General features: G+C 69.1%; 21 protein-coding genes. 16 read left to right on the top strand and 5 right to left on the bottom strand.

Going from position 1 to position 20,306, the window contains the following annotated elements; genetic code table 11:
* The first annotated feature begins 46 nt into the window (after window positions 1–46).
* From prmC to C8250_RS28735, 15 genes are all read left to right on the top strand, one after another.
* Window positions 47–892 (top strand): peptide chain release factor N(5)-glutamine methyltransferase, encoded by an 846-nt coding sequence (gene prmC, locus C8250_RS28665; RefSeq protein ID WP_138355972.1) that lies wholly within the window; start codon window positions 47–49, stop codon window positions 890–892.
* A 58-nt stretch (window positions 893–950) separates the two neighbouring features.
* Window positions 951–1,598, top strand: a complete 648-nt coding sequence (locus C8250_RS28670) for an L-threonylcarbamoyladenylate synthase (protein WP_138355971.1) — start codon at window positions 951–953, stop codon at window positions 1,596–1,598.
* Window positions 1,595–2,233 carry a protein-tyrosine-phosphatase gene (locus C8250_RS28675; protein WP_138355970.1) on the top strand — a complete coding sequence of 213 codons (639 nt, stop codon included), beginning with the start codon at window positions 1,595–1,597 and terminating at the stop codon, window positions 2,231–2,233. Before C8250_RS28670 ends, C8250_RS28675 begins: the two co-directional genes overlap by 4 nt.
* 128 nt (window positions 2,234–2,361) lie before the next feature.
* Window positions 2,362–3,663: a serine hydroxymethyltransferase gene (gene glyA / locus C8250_RS28680; protein ID WP_138355969.1), complete on the top strand. Its 1,302-nt coding sequence runs from the start codon at window positions 2,362–2,364 to the stop codon at window positions 3,661–3,663.
* A gap of 160 nt (window positions 3,664–3,823) precedes the next feature.
* Complete coding sequence (locus C8250_RS28685) at window positions 3,824–5,128, top strand: MraY family glycosyltransferase (RefSeq protein WP_138355968.1); 1,305 nt, start codon at window positions 3,824–3,826, stop codon at window positions 5,126–5,128.
* A gap of 261 nt (window positions 5,129–5,389) precedes the next feature.
* A complete protein-coding gene (locus C8250_RS28690) occupies window positions 5,390–5,803 on the top strand; it encodes a hypothetical protein (protein ID WP_138355967.1) in 414 nt (137 codons plus the stop codon).
* Between the two features lie 222 nt (window positions 5,804–6,025).
* A complete protein-coding gene (atpB, locus tag C8250_RS28695) occupies window positions 6,026–6,841 on the top strand; it encodes a F0F1 ATP synthase subunit A (protein ID WP_187145017.1) in 816 nt (271 codons plus the stop codon).
* Between the two features lie 66 nt (window positions 6,842–6,907).
* Entirely contained in the window at window positions 6,908–7,144 is a 237-nt protein-coding gene (gene atpE, locus C8250_RS28700) for an ATP synthase F0 subunit C (protein ID WP_138355966.1), read from the top strand.
* A gap of 33 nt (window positions 7,145–7,177) precedes the next feature.
* Entirely contained in the window at window positions 7,178–7,723 is a 546-nt protein-coding gene (locus C8250_RS28705) for a F0F1 ATP synthase subunit B (protein ID WP_138355965.1), read from the top strand.
* Window positions 7,720–8,535: a F0F1 ATP synthase subunit delta gene (locus C8250_RS28710; RefSeq protein ID WP_138355964.1), complete on the top strand. Its 816-nt coding sequence runs from the start codon at window positions 7,720–7,722 to the stop codon at window positions 8,533–8,535. The genes C8250_RS28705 and C8250_RS28710 overlap by 4 nt, the downstream gene beginning before the upstream one ends.
* A gap of 124 nt (window positions 8,536–8,659) precedes the next feature.
* The gene (gene atpA / locus C8250_RS28715; RefSeq protein ID WP_138355963.1) at window positions 8,660–10,231 is read left to right on the top strand and encodes a F0F1 ATP synthase subunit alpha; all 1,572 of its coding nucleotides are present in this window, start codon (window positions 8,660–8,662) and stop codon (window positions 10,229–10,231) included.
* 2 nt (window positions 10,232–10,233) lie between these two features.
* Entirely contained in the window at window positions 10,234–11,160 is a 927-nt protein-coding gene (locus tag C8250_RS28720) for a F0F1 ATP synthase subunit gamma (protein ID WP_138355962.1), read from the top strand.
* A gap of 5 nt (window positions 11,161–11,165) precedes the next feature.
* Window positions 11,166–12,608, top strand: coding sequence for a F0F1 ATP synthase subunit beta (gene atpD / locus C8250_RS28725; protein ID WP_138355961.1), 1,443 nt, complete (start codon window positions 11,166–11,168; stop codon window positions 12,606–12,608).
* Window positions 12,609–12,751: 143 nt separating this feature from the next.
* A complete protein-coding gene (locus C8250_RS28730) occupies window positions 12,752–13,147 on the top strand; it encodes a F0F1 ATP synthase subunit epsilon (RefSeq protein ID WP_138355960.1) in 396 nt (131 codons plus the stop codon).
* Between the two features lie 97 nt (window positions 13,148–13,244).
* The gene (locus C8250_RS28735) at window positions 13,245–13,697 is read left to right on the top strand and encodes a DUF2550 domain-containing protein (RefSeq protein ID WP_138355959.1); all 453 of its coding nucleotides are present in this window, start codon (window positions 13,245–13,247) and stop codon (window positions 13,695–13,697) included.
* 252 nt (window positions 13,698–13,949) lie between these two features.
* Here C8250_RS28735 and C8250_RS28740 read toward each other — a convergent pair whose 3' ends face one another.
* The 3 genes from C8250_RS28740 to C8250_RS28750 all read right to left on the bottom strand — a co-directional run bounded on the left by C8250_RS28740 (window position 13,950) and on the right by C8250_RS28750 (window position 17,980).
* Entirely contained in the window at window positions 13,950–15,971 is a 2,022-nt protein-coding gene (locus C8250_RS28740; protein WP_138355958.1) for a glycoside hydrolase family 18 chitinase, read from the bottom strand.
* A 150-nt stretch (window positions 15,972–16,121) separates the two neighbouring features.
* Entirely contained in the window at window positions 16,122–16,772 is a 651-nt protein-coding gene (locus C8250_RS28745) for a response regulator transcription factor (RefSeq protein ID WP_138355957.1), read from the bottom strand.
* Complete coding sequence (locus C8250_RS28750) at window positions 16,769–17,980, bottom strand: histidine kinase (protein ID WP_138355956.1); 1,212 nt, start codon at window positions 17,978–17,980, stop codon at window positions 16,769–16,771. Before C8250_RS28750 ends, C8250_RS28745 begins: the two co-directional genes overlap by 4 nt.
* Before the next feature lie 154 nt (window positions 17,981–18,134).
* Here C8250_RS28750 and C8250_RS28755 point away from each other — a divergent pair, with 154 nt between their 5' ends.
* A complete protein-coding gene (locus C8250_RS28755; RefSeq protein WP_138355955.1) occupies window positions 18,135–18,683 on the top strand; it encodes a hypothetical protein in 549 nt (182 codons plus the stop codon).
* 219 nt (window positions 18,684–18,902) lie between these two features.
* Here C8250_RS28755 and C8250_RS28760 read toward each other — a convergent pair whose 3' ends face one another.
* Window positions 18,903–19,475, bottom strand: coding sequence for a cob(I)yrinic acid a,c-diamide adenosyltransferase (locus tag C8250_RS28760; protein WP_138355954.1), 573 nt, complete (start codon window positions 19,473–19,475; stop codon window positions 18,903–18,905).
* A gap of 14 nt (window positions 19,476–19,489) precedes the next feature.
* Window positions 19,490–20,299, bottom strand: a complete 810-nt coding sequence (locus C8250_RS28765; protein ID WP_138355953.1) for an ABC transporter permease — start codon at window positions 20,297–20,299, stop codon at window positions 19,490–19,492.
* Between the last annotated feature and the right edge of the window lie 7 nt (window positions 20,300–20,306).

Genomic DNA, 20,306 nt, shown 5'->3' on the forward strand with positions numbered 1-20,306 from the left:
AGCGCCGGCTGACCAGCCACAGCGCGAGCTAACAGGAGGGCAATCAGTGAACGTGCTGCTCGCCGAGGTGGCGCAGGCCGCCCAGCGGCTGGCCGACGCCGGCGTGCCGTCCCCGCGTTTCGACGCGGAGGAACTGGCCGCGTACGTGCACGGCGTCAAGCGCGGCGAGCTGCACTCGGTCGCCGACTCCGAATTCGACGCCCGTTACTGGGAGGCGGTCGCCCGCCGCGAGGCCCGCGAACCGCTCCAGCACATCACCGGGCGCGCCTTCTTCCGGTATCTGGAGCTCCAGGTCGGGCCGGGCGTCTTCGTCCCCCGCCCCGAGACGGAGTCGGTCGTCGGCTGGGCGATAGACGCCGTACGGGCCATGGACGTGGCCGAGCCGCTGATCGTCGACCTGTGCACCGGCTCCGGCGCCATCGCGCTGGCCCTGGCCCAGGAGGTGCCGCGGTCGCGCGTGCACGCCGTGGAGCTGTCGGAGAAGGCCCTGGAATGGGCCCGCAAGAACATCGAAGGAAGCAAGGTCCAGCTGGAGCACGGCGACGCGCTCAGCGCGTTCCCCGAGCTCAACGGCCAGGTGGACCTCGTCATCAGCAATCCGCCGTACATCCCGCTCACCGAGTGGGAGTACGTACAGCCCGAAGCGCGTGACCACGACCCCGAACTTGCCCTCTTCTCGGGTGAGGACGGCCTCGACACCATCCGCGGCATCGAGCGCACGGCGCACCGGCTGCTGCGGCCGGGCGGCGTCGTCGTGATCGAGCACGCGGACTCCCAGGGCGGTCAGGTTCCGTGGATCTTCAAGGAGGACGCCGGCTGGGCCGACGCCGCCGACCACCCCGACCTGAACAACCGGCCCCGCTTCACCACGGCCCGCAAGGCGACGCCATGATGACGCGGGTCAACTGCACGCACGGCGCCGCAGCGGCGCACAGCCTGGAGGTCAGCTAATGGCACGGCGTTACGACTGCTCGGACGCGACCGACCGCGCCGCCGGACTGCGCGAAGCGACGTCCGCCATCAAGCGTGGTGAGCTCGTCGTGCTGCCCACCGACACCCTGTACGGCATCGGCGCGGACGCGTTCGACGCACAGGCCGTCGGCGATCTGCTGGAGGCCAAGGGCCGGGGCCGCAACATGCCCTCCCCGGTGCTGGTCGGCTCCCCGAACACGCTGCACGGCCTGGTCACGGACTTCTCCGAGCAGGCCTGGGAGCTCGTCGACGCCTTCTGGCCCGGCGCGCTCACCCTCGTCGCCAAGCACCAGCCGTCCCTGAACTGGGACCTCGGCGACACCCGCGGCACCGTCGCGGTCCGGATGCCGCTGCACCCCGTCGCGATCGAACTGCTGACCGCCACCGGCCCGCTCGCGGTGTCCAGCGCCAATCTGACCGGCCACCGTTCCCCCGAGGACTGCGACGCCGCCCAGGAGATGCTCGGCGACTCCGTCGCGGTGTACCTGGACGCCGGGCCGACGCCCGCCACCGTCCCGTCGTCCATCGTCGACGTGACCGGCAAGATCCCGGTGCTGCTGCGGGCCGGCGCGATCAGCGCCGACCAGCTCCGAGAGGTCGTACCCGACCTGGAGGAGCGCAATTGACCGCGCCCGAAAGGCGTGGCATACCGGGTCAGCGCGATGACCGCTTCCGCATCCTCCACGTCTGCACCGGCAATGTCTGCCGCTCGCCGATCGCCGAGCGGCTGACCCGCCATGAGCTGACGCTGCGCCTCGGTGACGGTGCCGACGGGATCCTCGTCGAGTCCGCCGGCACCTGGGGGCACGAAGGCGCGCCCATGGAGGCGCACGCCGCCGCCGTCCTCACCGAGTACGGCGCCGACGCGTCCGGGTTCATCGGCCGTGAGCTGCTCGACGACCACGTCATCGACGCCGACCTGGTGCTGACCGCGACCCGCGACCACCGCGCGCAGGTCATCTCGATGGGGCACGCGGCGGGGCTGCGCACCTTCACGCTGAAGGAGTTCACCCGGCTGGTGCGGGCGATAGATCCCGCGACCCTCCCCGAGGGCAGTGTGTCCGACCGTGCCCGCGCGCTGGTCCGTGCCGCCGCCGCGCTGCGCGGCTGGCTGCTGGCCCCGAGCGCCGAGGCCGACGAGGTCTACGACCCCTACGGCGCCCCGATCGGGTTCTTCCGCAGCATCGGCGAGGAGATCCACAGCTCCCTCGACCCGGTCGTCACCGCGCTGACCGGAATCCGTACCCCGACCCCCCGGTAGGGCCCCGAGCCCCCCGGCAGGCCGGGCGCGGCCGGATCCGGCACGTGATGCTCCGCTCGCCGGGCGCCGCGGCGGCGGCGCCCCTACAGTTGGGTGCAGTAACCCGACCCTCCTGCGGGAGTCCAGCCATGCCGGTCGCCGAAACGACTTCACCCACCCCGCTGCGGCCCGCCGCCCAGACGTGGCAACCGGACTTCGACGCGCTGCGTCGGCAGGACCCGGAGCTGGCGGGTGTGCTGCTCGCCGAGCTGGAACGGCAGAGCACCACGCTGCAGTTGATCGCGGGGGAGAACTTCACCTCGTCCGCCGTCCTCGCCGCGCTCGGCTCGCCGCTCGCCAACAAGTACGCCGAGGGTTATCCCTCCCGCCGTCACCATTCCGGGTGCGAACTGGTCGACGTGGCGGAGCGGCTGGCGGTGGAGCGTGCCACCGGCCTGTTCGGCGCCGCGCACGCCAACGTGCAGCCGTACTCCGGGTCCTCGGCCGTCCTGGCCGCGTACGCGGCGCTGCTGGTCCCCGGTGACAAGGTGCTCGCGATGGCGCTGCCGCACGGCGGCCACCTCACGCACGGCTCGCAGGCGAACTTCTCCGGCCGCTGGTTCCGCTTCGTCGGCTACGGGGTGACGCCGCCCGGTGCCCCGGACGGCGGCGGACTGATCGACTACGACCAGGTACGGGCGCTGGCCCGGGAGCACCGTCCCAAGGCGATCGTGTGCGGCGCCATCGCGTACCCCCGGCACATCGACTACCGGACGTTCCGGGAGATCGCCGACGAGGTCGACGCGTATCTGATCGTGGACGCCGCGCACACCCTGGGCCTGGTCGCCGGCGGTGCCGCGCCCAGCCCCGTGCCGTACGCGGACGTGGTGTGCGCCACCACCCACAAGGTGCTGCGCGGACCGCGCGGCGGGCTGATCCTGTGCGGCGCCGATCTCGCCCAGCGCATCGACCGGGCGGTCTTCCCGTTCTCGCAGGGCGGCCCGCATCTGCACTCCATCGCCGCGAAGGCGGCGGCCTTCGCCGAGGCCGCGACCCCGGCGTTCGCCGCGTACGCCCACCAGGTCGTCGCCAACGCGCGGCTGCTGGCCGACGCGCTCGCCGCCGAGGGGATGACGATCACCACCGGCGGTACCGACACCCATCTGATCACCGCCGATGTCACTCCGCTGGGTGTCACCGGAGTACAGGCGCGAGGACGCTGCGCCGCCGCCGGAATCGTCCTCGACAAGTACGCGCTGCCGTACGATCCGCAGCCGTCCGACATCGCGTCCGGCATCCGGATCGGTACCGCCGCGGTGACCACCCAGGGCATGGCGGAACCGGAGATGTCGCAGGTCGCACCCCTGATCGCCCGGGCGCTGCGCGAGGAGCAGGGGCTCGCCGCCGAGGTCGCGCAGTTCGTCGGAGGCTTCCCGCCGTACCCGGCGTGACCGGCCGTCCCGCGACACTGGAACCGCGGGCCGGTATCTGTGAGTCTTCGCAGATGTTCGCAGCTGGGAGTACGACGCCACTAAGGTGTGACGCTGTGAGGACCTGCCCGACGCCCCTGAAGCACCGCTTCGTCCGGCCGACCCTGCCGGAGGCAGCCCTGTGCGCGAGTATCTGCTGACGCTTTGTGTGACCGCCGCCGTTACGTATCTGCTGACGGGCCCGGTGCGGAAGTTCGCGATCGCGGCCGGCGCCATGCCGGAGATCCGTGAGCGGGACGTGCACCGGGAGCCGACACCCAGGCTCGGCGGGATCGCGATGTTCGGCGGGCTGTGCGCGGGTCTGCTGGTCTCCTCCCATCTGTGGAACCTCAGCAGCGTCTTCGAGCTGTCCAACGAGCCGCGGGCGCTGCTCTCCGGAGCGGGCCTGATCTGGCTGCTGGGCGTGCTGGACGACAAGTGGGGCGTGGACGCGCTGATCAAGCTCGGCGCCCAGATGATCGCCGCGGGCGTCATGGTGCTGCAGGGTCTGACGATCCTGTGGCTGCCGGTCCCCGGTGTGGGCACCGTCTCACTCTCGCCGATCCAGTCCACGCTGCTCACCGTCGCGCTGGTCGTGATCACCATCAACGCCGTCAACTTCGTCGACGGCCTCGACGGCCTGGCGTCCGGCATGGTCGCCATCGCCGCCATCGCGTTCTTCATGTACGCCTACCGCATGTGGTACGGCTACGGCGTCGAGGCGGCCGCCCCCGCGACGCTGTTCAGCGCGATCCTCATCGGGATGTGCCTGGGCTTCCTGCCGCACAACCTGCACCCGGCCCGGATCTTCATGGGCGACTCCGGCTCGATGCTGATCGGCCTGGTCCTCGCCTCGTCCGCGATCTCCATCACCGGCCAGGTGGACCCGGACGCCATCACCGACATGACGGGGTCCACCCGGGAGACCGTGCACTTCATGGTGCCGGTCTACATGCCGCTGCTGCTGCCGCTCACCCTGATCGCGATCCCGGCCGCGGACCTGGTGCTGGCCATCGTGCGCCGCACCTGGAACGGGCAGTCGCCGTTCGCCGCCGACCGCGGACATCTGCACCACCGGCTGCTGGAGATCGGCCACTCGCACAGCCGGGCCGTGCTGATCATGTACTTCTGGTCGGCGTTGATCGCGTTCGGCGCGGTCGCCTTCTCGCTCAACTCCTCCAGCCTGTGGATCGTGCTGGTGATCATGGTCCTCAGCGCCGTCGGCCTGGTCGTGCTGCTGCTGCCGCGGTTCCGGCCGCGCGCACCGCGCTGGGCCGAGGCGTTCGTGCCGCCGCGCTACCGCCGCAAGCGCCGGACGACGCAGGCCGCGCAGCTCGCCGCCGAGCAGCTGATCCGCGCCGGCGGAGCGGCCGGCGTGCACGGTTCGACGGCCATCGGCGACCGCTCCCGGCTGCCCGACCGACGCCCGGTCGACAGCCGCAGGTAATCGGCTGTGCGCCTCTACCAGACGCCGAGTTGGACGTCAGCCGGACGACACGCCGACTACTCCTTCCGTGTGACAGGCAGCACACTTACAAGGTAAAGACCGCATCAAATACTTTGTGATACCGTTCACGAAACCCGGGAAACAAGCCGAAAGACCCTAGTGCGACGGTCTTCCGGCGTGAGGCACGTCCTCGGTCCGGGTCTACGCTCGTCTCCGACGACCAGCCGCTTTCCCCCAACTCCCGCCGGAGGAGCTGCCACCATGCAGTCCAACGACGTCCGAACGTTCCTTCACTGCGCTGTCCCCACCGTTGCGGCCGGCGTCATCGCTGTCGCTGTCGGTGGCATGGTCACCGGTGGCAAAGGAGCGATCGGCGGCGCCCTCGGTGCTGTGATCGTCATGATCTTCATGGGTATTGGCTTGTTCGCGCTGCAGCGGACCGCGAGGTCCCTGCCACATCTGTTCCAGGCCATGGGCCTGATGCTCTACACGACTCAGCTGTTGGTGCTCGCGATCATCCTTGCGCTGTTCAAGCACACCACGCTGTTCGACCTGCCGACTTTCGCCTTCTCGGTGCTCGCTGCGTCCCTGGTCTGGATCCTTGCCCAGGCTCGCGCTCATATGAAGGCCAAGATCTTCTACGTGGACCCGGATTCCGCAGGGTCCACGTCGTGAATGGTAGGGGCGCGGTAAAGGCGTCGCCGCTCATTTGCTATCGTCCGGTCTCAACTGCGGCAGAGCTGGCGCGGGCGGCGAGATTGCCTGCTCAGCCTCTCGGCTCGAAGCCGATGCGCCGCCCCCACATCTGCAAGACCAGTCCAGTGCCGTTCCGTGGCTGCACGCCGCGCCGACACATCGAGGTTGCCCTACCCATGTGCCACGCTGAAGGAGCTCGCGGTGAGTGCTGACCAGGTTCTCGCCTTCGAGACCGACTGCCACATCTTCGACTCGAGCCACTGCGGCTTCCCCTCCCCGGGTCTGCACTCCTTCGTCTTCGAACCGATCTTCAGTATCGGCAGCTTCGACTTCAACAAGCCGATGCTGCTTGCTCTGCTGAGCACGGTCGTCGTCGTCGGATTCTTCTGGGCGGCCTTCAACCGGCCGAAGCTGGTCCCGGGCAAGCTGCAGATGATCGGCGAGGCCGGATACGACTTCGTGCGTCGCGGGATCGTCTACGAGTCGCTCGGCAAGAAGCAGGGCGAGAAGTACGTTCCGCTGCTGGTCTCGCTGTTCTTCATGGTCTGGATCATGAACCTGTGGTCGATCGTTCCGGTCGCCCAGTTCCCGGTGACATCGATCATCGCCTTCCCCGCAGGGATGGCAGCGATCGTCTACGTCACCTGGATGACGCTGACCTTCAAGACGCACGGCTTCGTCGGCGGACTGAAGAACATCACCGGCTACGACAAGTCGCTCGGCGCGGTGCTCCCCATGGCCGTCGGCATCGAGTTCTTCTCGAACGTCCTTGTGCGTCCTTTCACGCACACGGTCCGGCTCTTCGCGAACATGTTCGCCGGCCACCTGCTGCTGCTGATGTTCACCATTGCCAGCTGGTACCTGCTCAACGATGTCGGTATCGCCTACGCCGGTGTCTCGTTCGTGATGGTGATCGTGCTGACCGCCTTCGAGCTCTTCATCCAGGCAGTCCAGGCCTACGTCTTCGTCGTCCTGGCCGCCAACTACATCCAGGGCGCGCTCGCCGAGCACCACTGAGCCCATCCCACCCAGACGTCCGGTGGCCAACCCCCACCGGCTTGTGAAAGAGAAGGAAGAAACAGCATGTCCGCTGTGGAGAACCTCGCTGCCGTCTCCGGCTCCCTCGGCTCGATCGGCTACGGCCTCGCGGCCATCGGCCCCGGCATTGGTATCGGCATCATCTTCGGTAACGGCACGCAGGCCCTGGCCCGCCAGCCCGAGGCCGCCGGCCTGATCCGTCAGAACCAGATCCTCGGCTTCGCGTTCTGTGAGGCACTCGCGCTGATCGGCATCGTCATGCCGTTCGTGTTCGGCAAGTAATCAGCCGACGCATCTTCGACGAAAGGCACTGATGTGAACCCCCTGGTTCAGCTCGCTGCGGAGGAGGCGGAAAACCCCCTCATCCCGCCGATCCCCGAGCTCATCATCGGGCTGATCGCCTTCGCCATCGTCTTCATTTTCCTTGCCAAGAAGCTCCTCCCGAACATCAACAAGGTTCTGGACGAGCGCCGCGAGGCCATCGAAGGCGGCATGGAGAAGGCCGAGGCCACCCAGGCCGAGGCGCAGCAGACGCTCGAGCAGTACCGCGAGCAGCTCTCCGAGGCCCGGCACGAAGCCGCGCGACTGCGCCAGGAGGCGCAGGAGCAGGGCGCCGCGCTCATCGCCGAGATGCGCGCGGAAGGCCAGCGGCAGCGCGAGGACATCGTCACGGCCGGCCACGCGCAGATCGCGGCCGACCGCAAGGCCGCCGCGCAGGCGTTGCGCCAGGACGTGGGCAAGCTCGCCACCGACCTGGCCGGCAAGCTCGTCGGCGAGTCCCTCGAGGACACCGCCCGGCAGAGCCGCACCATCGACCGTTTCCTCGACGAGCTCGAGGAGAAGGCCGAGGCCACGCGATGAACGGCGCGAGCCGCGAGGCACTGGCCGCCGGACGCGAGCAGCTCGACGCGCTGACGGACAACACGTCCGTCGACGCGGCGAAGCTCGGGGAAGAGCTGGCCTCCGTCACGGGGCTGCTCGACCGCGAGGGATCGCTGCGGCGTGCCCTGACCGACCCGGCGAAGACCGGCGAGGCCAAGGCAGGACTGGCCGAGCAACTGCTCGGCGGCCAGATCGGCGGAGAGACCCTCGACCTCGTGTCGGGCCTGGTCCGCTCCCGCTGGTCCCGGTCGCGTGACCTGACGGACGCGGTGGAGGAGCTTTCCTACGCCGCGGACCTGGTCGCCGCCCAGCGCGCGGGCGCTCTCGACGACGTCGAGGACGAGCTGTTCCGCTTCGGCCGGATCGTCTCCGGCAGCAGCGAGCTGCGGGCCGCGCTGACCGACAAGGTCGTGGTGACCTCGGCCAAGGCCGAGCTGCTGCGCTCACTGCTCGACGGCCGGGTCAGCCCGGTCACCGAGCGACTGGTCGCCCGGCTTGTCACCCACCCGCGGGGACGTAGCCTGGAAGCAGGGCTCGAAGCCCTGTCCAAGCTGGCAGCCGCCCGCCGTAATCGGATGGTCGCGGTGGTGGTCTCGGCCGTACCGCTGACCGACCAGCAGAAGCAGCGCCTCGGCGCCGCGCTGGCCAAGCTGTACGGCCGGCAGGTGCACCTGAACCTCGACGTGGACCCCACGGTCCTCGGCGGGATCACGGTGCGCGTAGGCGAAGAGGTCATCAACGGCACCATCGCCGACCGTCTCGAAGAGGCGGCCCGGCGGATGGCCGGCTGAGACCAGCCACCAACTCAAGAGCATGACCGCGGCCCGAGTTGGGCCGTAGCGAGGTGCCTGCCGGGGACGACCCCCAGGCACCCGCAGGAAACTTCGGGCCCAACAAGGAGAGCAGGGAACCCAGATGGCGGAGCTCACGATCCGGCCGGAGGAGATCCGGGACGCGCTGGAGACCTTTGTCCAGTCGTACCAGCCGGACGCCGCCTCGCGCGAGGAGGTCGGCACGGTCAGCGAGGCCGGTGACGGCATCGCGAAGGTCGAGGGTCTTCCCTCGGCCATGGCGAACGAACTGCTGAAGTTCGAGGACGGGACCCTCGGTCTCGCGCTGAACCTCGAAGAGCGCGAGATCGGCGCTATCGTCCTCGGCGAGTTCAGCGGTATCGAGGAGGGCCAGCCGGTGCGACGCACCGGAGAGGTCCTGTCCGTCGCAGTCGGCGAGGGTTACCTGGGCCGGGTCGTCGACCCGCTCGGCAACCCGATCGACGGCCTCGGCGAGATCGAGACGGACGCCCGTCGCGCCCTGGAGCTGCAGGCTCCCGGCGTCATGGCGCGTAAGTCGGTGCACGAGCCGATGCAGACCGGCCTCAAGGCCGTCGACGCGATGGTGCCGATCGGCCGCGGTCAGCGTCAGCTGATCATCGGCGACCGCCAGACGGGCAAGACCGCCCTGGCTGTCGACACGATCATCAACCAGCGTGACAACTGGCGTTCCGGCGACCCGAAGAAGCAGGTCCGCTGCATCTACGTCGCCATCGGCCAGAAGGGCTCCACCATCGCGTCCGTGCGCGGTGCGCTGGAGGAGGCGGGCGCTCTCGAGTACACGACGATCGTCGCGGCTCCGGCGTCCGACCCGGCCGGCTTCAAGTACCTCGCCCCGTACACCGGCTCGGCCATCGGCCAGCACTGGATGTACCAGGGCAAGCACGTCCTGATCGTCTTCGACGACCTGTCGAAGCAGGCCGACGCCTACCGCGCCGTCTCCCTGCTGCTCCGCCGCCCGCCGGGCCGCGAGGCGTACCCGGGTGACGTGTTCTACCTGCACTCGCGTCTGCTGGAGCGTTGCGCGAAGCTCTCCGACGAGATGGGCGCCGGTTCGATGACCGGTCTGCCGATCGTCGAGACCAAGGCGAACGACGTGTCGGCGTTCATTCCGACCAACGTCATCTCCATCACCGACGGCCAGTGCTTCCTGGAGTCCGACCTGTTCAACGCGGGCCAGCGCCCGGCGCTGAACGTCGGTATCTCGGTCTCGCGAGTCGGCGGCAGCGCGCAGCACAAGGCCATGAAGCAGGTTTCCGGCCGACTGCGCGTGGACCTCGCCCAGTACCGTGAGCTGGAGGCGTTCGCCGCCTTCGGTTCCGACCTGGACGCGGCGTCGAAGAGCATGCTGGAGCGCGGCAAGCGCATGGTCGAGCTGCTGAAGCAGGGCCAGTACGCGCCGTACCCGGTCGAGGACCAGATCGTCTCCGTCTGGGCCGGCACCACCGGCAAGATGGACGACGTCCCGGTCGAGGACATCCGCCGCTTCGAGCGGGAGCTCCTCGACTACATGGGCCGCGAGCACAAGGGCCTGATGAACAGCATCGTCGAGGGCGGCAAGATGTCCGACGACACGCTGCAGGCGCTTGCCGAGTCCGTTGCCACCTTCAAGCAGCAGTTTGAGACGTCGGACGGCAAGCTCCTGGGTGAGGGCTGAGCATGGGAGCCCAGCTCAGGGTCTACAAGCGTCGCATCAAGTCGGTAACCGCGACCAAGAAGATCACCAAGGCGATGGAGATGATCGCCGCCTCGCGCATCGTCAAGGCGCAGCGTCAGGTGGCGGCATCGGGTCCGTACGCGACCGAGCTCACCCGCGCGGTGACCGCGGTCGCCACGGGCTCCAACACCAAGCACGCCCTGACCACCGAGGTCGAGTCGCCCACCCGGGTCGCGGTTCTGCTCATCACGAGCGACCGCGGCCTGGCCGGCGGGTACTCGTCCAACGCGATCAAGGCTGCGGACCGGCTCACCGAGCGGCTTCGCTCGGAGGGCAAGGAGGTCGACTCGTACCTCGTCGGCCGTAAGGCCGTCGCGTACTACAACTTCCGTGAGCGGAAGGTCGTGGAGTCCTGGACGGGCTTCACCGACCAGCCGTCCTACGGGGACGCCAAGGCGATCGCCGCACCGCTGATCGCGGCGGTGCAGCAGGACACGGCCGAGGGCGGTGTGGACGAGATCCACATCGTGTTCACCGAGTTCGTCTCGATGATGCTGCAGTCGCCGGTGGAGAACCGCCTGCTTCCGCTCAGCCTCGACACGGAGGCGCTGAAGGCGCAGGAGGAGTCGCACGGCAAGGGAGAGATCCTGCCGCTGTACGACTTCGAGCCGTCGGCCGAGGGCGTCCTCGACGCCCTGCTGCCGCGGTACGTCGAGAGCCGGATCTACAACGCACTGCTGCAGGCCGCCGCTTCCGAGCACGCTGCCCGCCGTCGCGCGATGAAGTCGGCGACCGACAACGCCGGAGACCTCGTCAAGAAGCTCTCCCGGCTTGCCAACGCGGCCCGCCAGGCCGAAATCACCCAGGAAATCAGCGAGATCGTCGGTGGCGCGAGCGCCCTCGCCGACGCTAGCGCGGGGAGTGACTAACCACTATGACCACCACTGTTGAAACGGCCACGGCTACTGGCCGCGTCGCTCGGGTCATCGGCCCGGTCGTCGACGTGGAATTCCCCGTCGACGCGATGCCGGAGATCTACAACGCTCTGCACGTCACGGTCGCTGACCCGGCCGAGGACGGCAAGCTGAAGACGCTGACCCTGGAAGTCGCCCAGCACCTGGGTGACGGCCTGGTCCGCACCATCTCGATGCAGCCCACCGACGGTCTGGTCCGCCAGTCCCCGGTGATTAACACGGGCTCGGGCATCACCGTCCCCGTCGGCGACGTCACCAAGGGCAAGGTGTTCAACACCCTCGGTGAGATCCTGAACGTGGACCCGTCCACGGTCGAGATCACGGAGCGCTGGCCGATCCACCGCAAGGCCCCGGCCTTCGACCAGCTCGAGTCCAAGACCGAGATGTTCGAGACCGGCGTCAAGGTCATCGACCTGCTGACCCCGTACGTCAAGGGCGGCAAGATCGGTCTGTTCGGTGGTGCCGGTGTCGGCAAGACCGTGCTGATCCAGGAAATGATCTACCGCGTCGCCAACAACCACGACGGTGTGTCGGTGTTCGCGGGTGTCGGTGAGCGTACCCGTGAGGGCAACGACCTCATCGAGGAGATGACCGAGTCCGGCGTCATCGACAAGACCGCGCTGGTCTTCGGCCAGATGGACGAGCCCCCGGGCACCCGTCTTCGCGTGGCGCTTGCCGGTCTGACCATGGCGGAGTACTTCCGCGATGTTCAGGGCCAGGACGTGCTCTTCTTCATCGACAACATCTTCCGGTACACCCAGGCGGGCTCGGAGGTGTCCACCCTGCTCGGCCGTATGCCGTCCGCGGTGGGTTACCAGCCGAACCTGGCCGACGAGATGGGCATCCTGCAGGAGCGCATCACGTCGACCCGCGGTCACTCGATCACCTCGATGCAGGCGATCTACGTCCCCGCGGACGACCTGACCGACCCGGCCCCGGCGACGACCTTCGCCCACCTGGACGCGACGACCGTTCTGTCGCGTCCGATCTCGGAGAAGGGCATCTACCCGGCGGTCGACCCGCTGGACTCGACGTCCCGGATCCTGGACCCGCGCTACATCGCGCAGGACCACTACGACTGCGCCATGCGCGTCAAGGGAATCCTGCAGAAGTACAAGGACCTCCAGGACATCATCGCGATCCTCGGCATCGACGAGCTGGGTGAAGAAGACAAGCTCACCGTCTTCCGCGCCCGTCGGATCGAGCGCTTCCTGTCGCAGAACACCCACGTGGCGAAGCAGTTCACCGGTGTGGACGGCTCCGACGTGTCGCTCGAGGAGTCGATCACGGCGTTCAACGCCATCGCCGATGGTGATTACGACCACTTCCCCGAGCAGGCGTTCTTCATGTGCGGCGGTATCGAGGACCTGGTGCGCAACGCCAAGGAGCTCGGCGTCAGCTGAGTCCGGCGGCACGACGCGCGGGGGGTGGACGGTGCGTACGACAGCACCTTTCACCCCCTGCGCACCCGCGGGAGCGGGTCCTTGGCGGTAACGCCGGGGAAACCTCCACTATTCTTTGACCCAACACCCGCCGGAAGCGGTGGGTGCCGAACCGAGGAGCCGTCTTGGCTGAGCTGCACGTCGAGCTGGTCGCAGCGGACCGCAGTGTCTGGTCCGGCGAAGCCACCATGGTCATCGCGCGCACGCCGTCCGGTGACATCGGCGTCATGCCGGGACACCAGCCGCTGCTGGGTGTGCTGCTGTCCGGTCCCGTGACGATCCGTACGAGCGACGGTGGCACCGTGGTCGCCGCCGTACACGGTGGATTCCTCTCCTTCGCCGACAACAAGCTCTCGGTGCTCGCCGAGATCGCGGAGCTCGCCGACGAGATCGATGTCGCGCGTGCCGAGCGGGCTCTGGAGCGTTCCAAGGCCGACACCGACGCAGCCGCCGAAAGGCGCGCCGAGGTCCGGCTGGCCGCCGTTTCGAGCGGTCACTGAGCGGATATACCTGGATGCCGCGGACAGCCCATGGGGCGGTCCGCGGCTCCGGCACAGTAAGGGCAGTAGCCATTCCTAGGCGAGGAGGTCGGTGGGCGTGATCCTCGCTTTTCAGGTGTGTGGCGGGATTGTGGCAGCGGCGCTGCTGGGACTGTTCGTCTTCGGGCTCCGCCGGCGGCTGATCCAGCGCCCCGGCGGCACCTTCGACTGCAGTCTGCGACCGGCCCCGGCCGACGGGGAAGAGGTCGAGTCCACCGGCAAGGGCTGGGTCTACGGTGTGGCCCGGTACAGCGGTGACCGGATCGAGTGGTTCCGGGTCTTCTCGTACTCGCCGCGGCCGCGGCGCGTGCTGGACCGTCCCGCGATCGAGGTGCTCAGCCGTCGGCCCCCGCAGGGCCAGGAGGAGCTGGCACTGCTCTCCGACGCCACCGTGCTGCTGTGCGCGCACCGCGGCACCCGGCTGCAGCTGGCGATGAGCGAGGACGCCCTGACGGGCTTCCTGGCCTGGCTGGAGGCCGCACCTCCCGGCCAGCGAGTCAATGTGGCTTAAATAGAGAGGCCTCGCTGCATGGGGGCACCCCCGGACGGAGTCTGGGGGAGAGTCAATGTGGCTTAAATAGAGGGGCCTCGCTGTATGGGGGCACCCCCGGACGGAGTCTGGGGGAGGGTCAATGTGGCTTAGTGCTTTTGCCCTCGAGCGCCGGGCGGGCTGAATGATCAGCCCGCCCGGCGCTTGAGGGTTTTTCTGTGTGTCCCCGGCCGGGGACGACGGGCGGCGTGTCGGGCCCCGGCCGGGGGGCTTCTACTTGAGCCCGCTGTCCACGGACGTCATGAGGGTTCCGGTGTCACCGGACATCTCCCAGATCATCGCGCCGAGCAGGTTCTTGGACTTGATCCAGGCGCTCTTCTTGCCGATCGACCAGGTGTCGTCGAAACTCCACCACTGGCCGTTGGCGCCGGTGTAGCCGTACGTCGCCACGGACTGTTCGTCGTGGTAGACGGTGAGGCCGCCGACCGAGGCGATCAGGTTGCTGTAGCCGCGGGTGCCGGACTCCTCGGGGAACTGGCCGGGCGCGGCCCCGTTGGCCGCCTGCCATTCACCGTGCACGCCACCGTCGGTGACCTGCTGCCAGCCGCGCCCGTAGAAGGCGAGGCCGATGGTGAGCTGGCGCGGGCTGACGCCGGCGCCGAGGTACTTGTTGACGGCGCCCTCGACGCTGAAGTGCGTGGTGTACGGGTCCTGGGTGTCGGGATAGAGGTTGGCCTGGTGGCCGGTGCGGAGCGGTTCCCAGCTGTTGTCGCTGCCGGAGCCGTGGAAGTCGTACCCCTGGACGTTGGCGAAGTCCATCGACTTGAAGATGCCGTTGGCGCTGATGTCCCAGCCGAGGTCGACCTTGGCCGGGTCGGCCGGGGTGAACGCGGTGAGCAGGTACTTCTTCCCGGTGGTCGTGGTGAGCGCGTTCATCTGGGTGCGGAACTCGGCCAGCAGAGCGGTGAGGTTGGCCTTGTCCGCGGTGGAGTAGTGGTTGCCGGGGTGCCCGTCGGGCGAGCCCGGCCACTCCCAGTCGATGTCCACGCCGTCGAAGACACCGGCCGCGGAGCCGGGGCCGCCGCGTCCGTTGCTGACGGGCAGATTGCCCTTGAGGTACATGTCGATGCAGGACTGCACGAACTTCTGCCGCGAGGCCGCGGTCCTGGCGGCGTCCGAGAAGTACTTGCTGTAGGTCCAGCCGCCGATCGAGATGTTGACCTTGAGGTTCGGGTACTTGGCCTTGAGCTGCTTGATCTGGTTGAAGTTGCCGGTCAGCGGCTGGTCCCAGGTGTCGGTGCTGCCGTTGACGGACTCGCCGGCGCTGAAGCCCTTCTCGTAGTCCGCCCAGGAGTCACCGGCGCCGTCCCCCTGGTTGGGGTCCTCCGGGTTGCTGGTGGTGGCCTTGGTGACGCCGTTCATGCAGGTCAGGTTGGTCGGGTCGATGTTGGAGAAGGCGTAGTTGATGTGCGTGAGCTTCGCCGCCGCGCCCGTGCTGACCAGGGACTTCACGGTGTAGCCGCGGCCGTAGATGCCCCACTGCACGAAGTAGCCGACCTTGGCGTACGTGCCGCCGGGGTCGCCGCCGCCTCCGCCGGTGGTGTGCACGATGGTCGCGTTGCCGGCCGGGCCGGTCTGGTCGATGGTGTCGCGGGCCTTGACGGTGTAGACGTAGTCGGTGCCCGCGGTCAGACCGGTGTTGGTGTAGGTGAGGCCGGTGACGGTCGCCACGGTGGTGCCGTCGCGGATGACGTCGTAGTTCTTGACGCCCTTGTCGTCGGTCGCCGCCGTCCAGGACAGGGTGGCGGAGGTGTTGGTGATGCCGCTGGCCGTGGGGGCGCCAGGGGCGGAGGGCGGGTTGTCGCCCGGCACCGTACCGCCGTCACAGGAACCGCCGTTGACCTTGCAGCCGCTCGGGCTGCCGGAGCCCGCGCCGTTGAAGCCGAAGCTCGCGCTGGCGCCGGGGGCGAGGGTGCCGTTCCAGCCCACGTTCTTGGCGGTCCAGTGGTTGGCGGTGTGGGTGACGGTCGCGTCCCAGAAGGAGGTGACCGAGGTGCCGGTCGGGTAGTCCCATTCGACGGTCCAGGAGGTGATCGTCGTCGTGCCGGTGTTCTTGATGGTCCAGCCGGCACCGAATCCGGTGCCCCAGTCGGACGATTTGGCGTAGGTCGCGGTGGCGGCCGCGGCCGCGCTCGCCTGGGTGGCGAGGCCCACGATCGCGGCCAGCGGGAGCAGCAGCGCGGTGGCGACCGCCGCTGATCTGCGCCGGATGAGCTGTGCGGTTCCTGTTCTCAAGGGTGCTCCTCGAGGTTGGGGGGAAGGGGGGAACCTGCGCCGCCCGGAGAGCACGCCCGACAGTCATTCCGACGGTGTTTCATCGCGTGATTGTCATGGTCCGCTCACCATCTGTTGTGTGAGTGAGCGTAGAAAGGTCTGGACCATAGGTCAAGAGGTCTGGACCATACCCAACTCCTGTGCCAGTACCGCCGCTTGGACCCGGCTGCGCATCTCCAGCTTCGCCAGGATCCGGCTGACGTGCGTCTTCGTCGTCGCCTCGGCCATCTCCAGCCGCACCGCGATCTCGGCGTTCGACTGCCCGCTGCCGAGACACGCCAGCACCTCGCGCTCACGGGGGGTCAGAACGTCCAGAACGGCGGGGTCGGCGGACCGCTTCGCCGGTTGCCCGGCGAACGCTCTGATGAGCCGCCGGGTGACCGCAGGGGCGATCATCCCGTCGCCGCGCGCCACCAGCCGCACCCCCTCCAGCAGCCGCTCCGCGTCGGTGTCCTTGAGCAGGAAGCCGGCGGCGCCCGCGCGCAGCGCTCCGAAGACGTACTCGTCCAGGTCGAAGGTGGTCAGCACCAGGACGTCCGCGAGCTGCTCGGCGACCACCCGCCGGGTGGCCTCGACGCCGTCGAGACGTGGCATCTGGATGTCCATCAGCACCACGTCAGGGCGCAGTTCGCGGGCCAGCAGCACCGCTTCCTCGCCGTCGGCGGCCTCGCCGACCACCTCGATGTCGGGGGCGGAGCGCAGGATCATCACCAGCCCGGCGCGGACGGCACTCTGGTCCTCGGCGACCACCACACGGATCATCCTGCTCGTCCCCCGCCGTCGAAGGGCAGGACCGCCCGCACCCGCCACACCTTGCCGTCACTGTCCGCGGCCTGCTCCAGGCCCGCCTCGAAGGAGCCGCCGAGCAGCTCCGCCCGCTCCCGCATACCGATCAGACCCGAACCGGAACCGGGCGCGCGCGGACCGTCCCGGTCGCCGAACGGGCTGCTGACGGTGGCGGTGAGGGCCCGTTCGTCCTGCTCCAGCACGACCAGGACCTCGCCGGGCGCCGCGTGCTTGAGCGCGTTGGTCAGCGACTCCTGCACGATCCGGTACGCCGCCAGCTCGACCGGGGTCGACAGCGGGGGAGCGTCGTGCGGGCGGTCGTCCCGCAGGGCGAACGTCTGCCCGCTCTCGGCGCCGCCCACGCGGGCGTGTTCCAGCAGCGCGTCCAGCGCCTTCAGCGTGGGCGCGGCGGCCGGCGCCGCGTCCCCCTCGGTGTCCCGGAGCAGCCCGATCAGCCGGCGCATCTCGGAGAGTCCCTGGACGCTGTTCTCCCGGATCACCCCGAGCGCGTCACGCGCCGGGCCCTCGCGCTTGTCGATCGACAGCGCGGCCGTGGAGTGGATGGCGATCGCGGAGAGGTGGTTGGCGACCATGTCGTGCAGCTCCCGCGCCATCCGGGCGCGCTCCGCCGTCACCGCCTGCTGCCGGTCCAGCTCGGCCAGCAGCGTCGTCTGCTCGGCCCGCAGCGTCGCCGCGTCCGCGGTGTCGCGGTGCTGGCGGACGATGATCCCGCTCCAGGCCGGGGCCACCGAGATCAGCGCGCAGATCAGGCCGCCGGAGAGCGCCTGCGCGTTGCGCTGGGTCAGCGCGAGGGTGATGGTGATCGCCGTCGTGATGACGATGCTCACGGCGGGCACCGACCGCGTCATGCGCTTCGGGCCGTACAGCACGGCCGCGTAGACGACGTCGGTGAACATCAGCACCGTGACCAGCAGCGAACCGATGATCATGTCGGCGGTCAGGGCGACGACGCCGGTGATGATCGCCACCAGCGGGGCGACCCGGCGCAGCAGTTCGCAGCCGGCCATGAGCGCCAGCGGCAGCAGCGTCCCCCAGGCCGGGACCTGCGGCGCCCGGCCCGAATGCGTGTAGAGGCCGAACGACCACATCACCAGCCCGCCTAGCAGCCCGGCGGCGGCGATCCGCACATCGACCGGATGCGGGCGGGGGAGGGCGAGCGGCATGCCTCCATCACAGCATGCCGCGGGGGGTCCGGGCGTCGTCCGCCGGTCGTAGGCCGGTACATCGAAGGATGCAGACGCGGATCGTCAGGCGCGACGACGTAACCGGGCGGGACGCCCGCGAGGCTGGAGGAAATCGAGGGAAAGGTGTCAGGTAATGATCATCACCGTGATCGTCGCGTGCGAGATCGGCTTCTGGCTGGTGCTGGCGGCCGGGCTCGTCCTGCGCTGTCCGCTGCGGCGGCCGAAGGCCGGTGCGGTGGTCCTGGCCTGTGTGCCGCTGGTGGACGTGGTGCTGCTCGCCGCCACCGTCCTCGACCTGCGCGCGGGCGCCACCGCCGACTGGAAGCACGGGCTGGCCGCCGCCTACATCGGCTTCTCGATCGCCTACGGCCACTCCATGGTGACGTGGGCCGACGGCCACTTCGCCCACCGCTTCGCCGGCGGACCGAAGCCGGCCGGGGCGCCCAAGTACGGCAGGGCGCGCGCTGTCCACGAGTGGCGGATCCTCGCCCGCACGGCGCTCGCGGCGGTCATCGCCGTGGTGCTGTTGCAGGCGGCCGTCCGGGCGGTCGGCGACGCGGACCGGACGGCCGCGCTGACGCAGTGGCAGCTGCGGATGGCGATGATCACCGGCATCAACCTGGTCATCGCCGCCAGCTACACGATCTGGCCGAAGCGCGAGCGCGCCGCGATCCGCGGGTGAGCTCTCACCCTTCGGCACTCTCCGCCCGTGACCAGATGCCGGCCGCCGTTTCCCGCTCCCGGTCCGCGAACGGACCGTGGTCCCTCTCGTAGGCGGCGCGGTGGCGCGAGGTCATGCGGTCGCGCAGTCGGGCCTCTTCCGCGGCGCTGGGCACCGTGTGCCCGTAGGTTGCAGGAGCTTGGTCGGCGTCTGCCTCATCGCCGCCGCCTCCCACGGCGGTCAGCGCTCGCCGCCTGGCACCCACAGCACGTCGCCGTGCTCCTTGTTGGCCGTCCGCGCCAGGATGAACAGCAGGTCCGACAGCCGGTTGAGGTACGTCGCGGTGAGCGGGTTCATGATCTCGCCGTACTGCTCCAGCGCCACCCACGTCGAGCGCTCCGCGCGCCGGACCACCGTGCAGGCGGCGTGCAGCAGGGCCGCCCCCGCCGTCCCGCCGGGCAGGATGAAGCTGCGGAGCTTCTCCAGCTCCTCCAGGAAGCGGTCGCAGTCGCCCTCCAGCTTGTCGATGTACGACTGCTCGACGCGCAGCGGCGGGTACTTCGGGTCCTCGGCCACCGGCGTGGCGAGGTCCGCACCGACATCGAAGAGATCGTTCTGCACTCGGGTGAGGACCGCGGAGACCTCCGCCGGCAGTGAGCCCAGCGCGATGGCCACCCCGATGGCGGCGTTCGCCTCGTTGGTGTCCGCGTAGGCCGAGATCCGTACATCGGTCTTGGCGGTGCGGCTCATGTCACCGAGGGCGGTCGTGCCGGTGTCCCCGGTGCGGGTGTAGATGCGCGTCAGATTGACCATACGGCCGAGCGTAGTCACGCACCGGCCCTGGTGAAGACCCGTGTGCCCACCGTCACGGACACCACCGCGAACGCGACGGCGACCAGCGCGCCCACGCCGACCGTGCCCGTCCAGTAGTCGCCGACGAAGGCGGCCCTGACGGCGTCCACGAGATAGCGGAACGGCACGAAGTGCGAGACGACGTTCAGCCACTGGGGAGCCAGCGACATCGGGAGCAGCAGGCCGGAGAGCAGCATCGCGGGCATGTTGACGGCGTTGATGACCGGGGCGAACTCCTGCGGGGTGTTGACGCGCATCGCGAAGGCGTACGACAGCGAGGCCAGCGAGATCGTCAGCAGCCCGGTGAACAGGAAGCCGACGACCGCGCCCAGGACCGGGGTGCGCAGCCCCAGCGCCACCGCGGCCAGCACCAGGACCAGCGACTGGACGAGCAGCAGGAGCACGTCCTTCAGAGTGCGCCCCAGCAGCAGCGCGAGCCGGCTGACCGGTGTGACCCGCATCCGCTCGACGATCCCGTTCTGCTTCTCGATCAGGATGGCGAATCCGCAGAACGCGGCGCTGAACAGGCCGAGTTGGATCATCAGGCCGGGTACGAGGGTCTGCCAGGCGTCGCCCTTGCCGCCGAGCGGCAGGTCCCGCAGCAGGGGCCCGAAGAAGAACAGATAGAGCAGCGGCATGAGCAGACCGAAGACCAGCCCGAGACGGGAGCGCACGGTCTGCCGGAGATAGCGGTTGAAGATCAGCGCGGTGTCGGACAGCAGATGGGAGAGCCGGGCGGTGGGGCTGGTCGTGGGGGCGGGGGCGGTGACGGTGGTGGACGACATGGCGGGG

The organism is Streptomyces sp. So13.3, from assembly GCF_005860785.2.
Lineage (GTDB): Bacteria > Actinomycetota > Actinomycetes > Streptomycetales > Streptomycetaceae > Actinacidiphila > Actinacidiphila fildesensis.

Excerpts from the sequence above, each read along its gene's own strand:
- C8250_RS28670 (WP_138355971.1), top strand. The coding sequence starts at position 951 with ATGGCACGGCGTTACGACTGCTCGGACGCGACCGACCGCGCCGCCGGA.
- glyA (WP_138355969.1), top strand. The coding sequence starts at position 2,362 with ATGCCGGTCGCCGAAACGACTTCACCCACCCCGCTGCGGCCCGCCGCC.
- C8250_RS28690 (WP_138355967.1), top strand. The coding sequence starts at position 5,390 with ATGCAGTCCAACGACGTCCGAACGTTCCTTCACTGCGCTGTCCCCACC.
- atpE (WP_138355966.1), top strand. The coding sequence starts at position 6,908 with ATGTCCGCTGTGGAGAACCTCGCTGCCGTCTCCGGCTCCCTCGGCTCG.
- C8250_RS28710 (WP_138355964.1), top strand. The coding sequence starts at position 7,720 with ATGAACGGCGCGAGCCGCGAGGCACTGGCCGCCGGACGCGAGCAGCTC.
- atpA (WP_138355963.1), top strand. The coding sequence starts at position 8,660 with ATGGCGGAGCTCACGATCCGGCCGGAGGAGATCCGGGACGCGCTGGAG.
- C8250_RS28720 (WP_138355962.1), top strand. The coding sequence starts at position 10,234 with ATGGGAGCCCAGCTCAGGGTCTACAAGCGTCGCATCAAGTCGGTAACC.
- atpD (WP_138355961.1), top strand. The coding sequence starts at position 11,166 with ATGACCACCACTGTTGAAACGGCCACGGCTACTGGCCGCGTCGCTCGG.
- C8250_RS28745 (WP_138355957.1), bottom strand. The coding sequence starts at position 16,772 with ATGATCCGTGTGGTGGTCGCCGAGGACCAGAGTGCCGTCCGCGCCGGG.
- C8250_RS28750 (WP_138355956.1), bottom strand. The coding sequence starts at position 17,980 with ATGCCGCTCGCCCTCCCCCGCCCGCATCCGGTCGATGTGCGGATCGCC.
- C8250_RS28755 (WP_138355955.1), top strand. The coding sequence starts at position 18,135 with ATGATCATCACCGTGATCGTCGCGTGCGAGATCGGCTTCTGGCTGGTG.
- C8250_RS28760 (WP_138355954.1), bottom strand. The coding sequence starts at position 19,475 with ATGGTCAATCTGACGCGCATCTACACCCGCACCGGGGACACCGGCACG.
- C8250_RS28765 (WP_138355953.1), bottom strand. The coding sequence starts at position 20,299 with ATGTCGTCCACCACCGTCACCGCCCCCGCCCCCACGACCAGCCCCACC.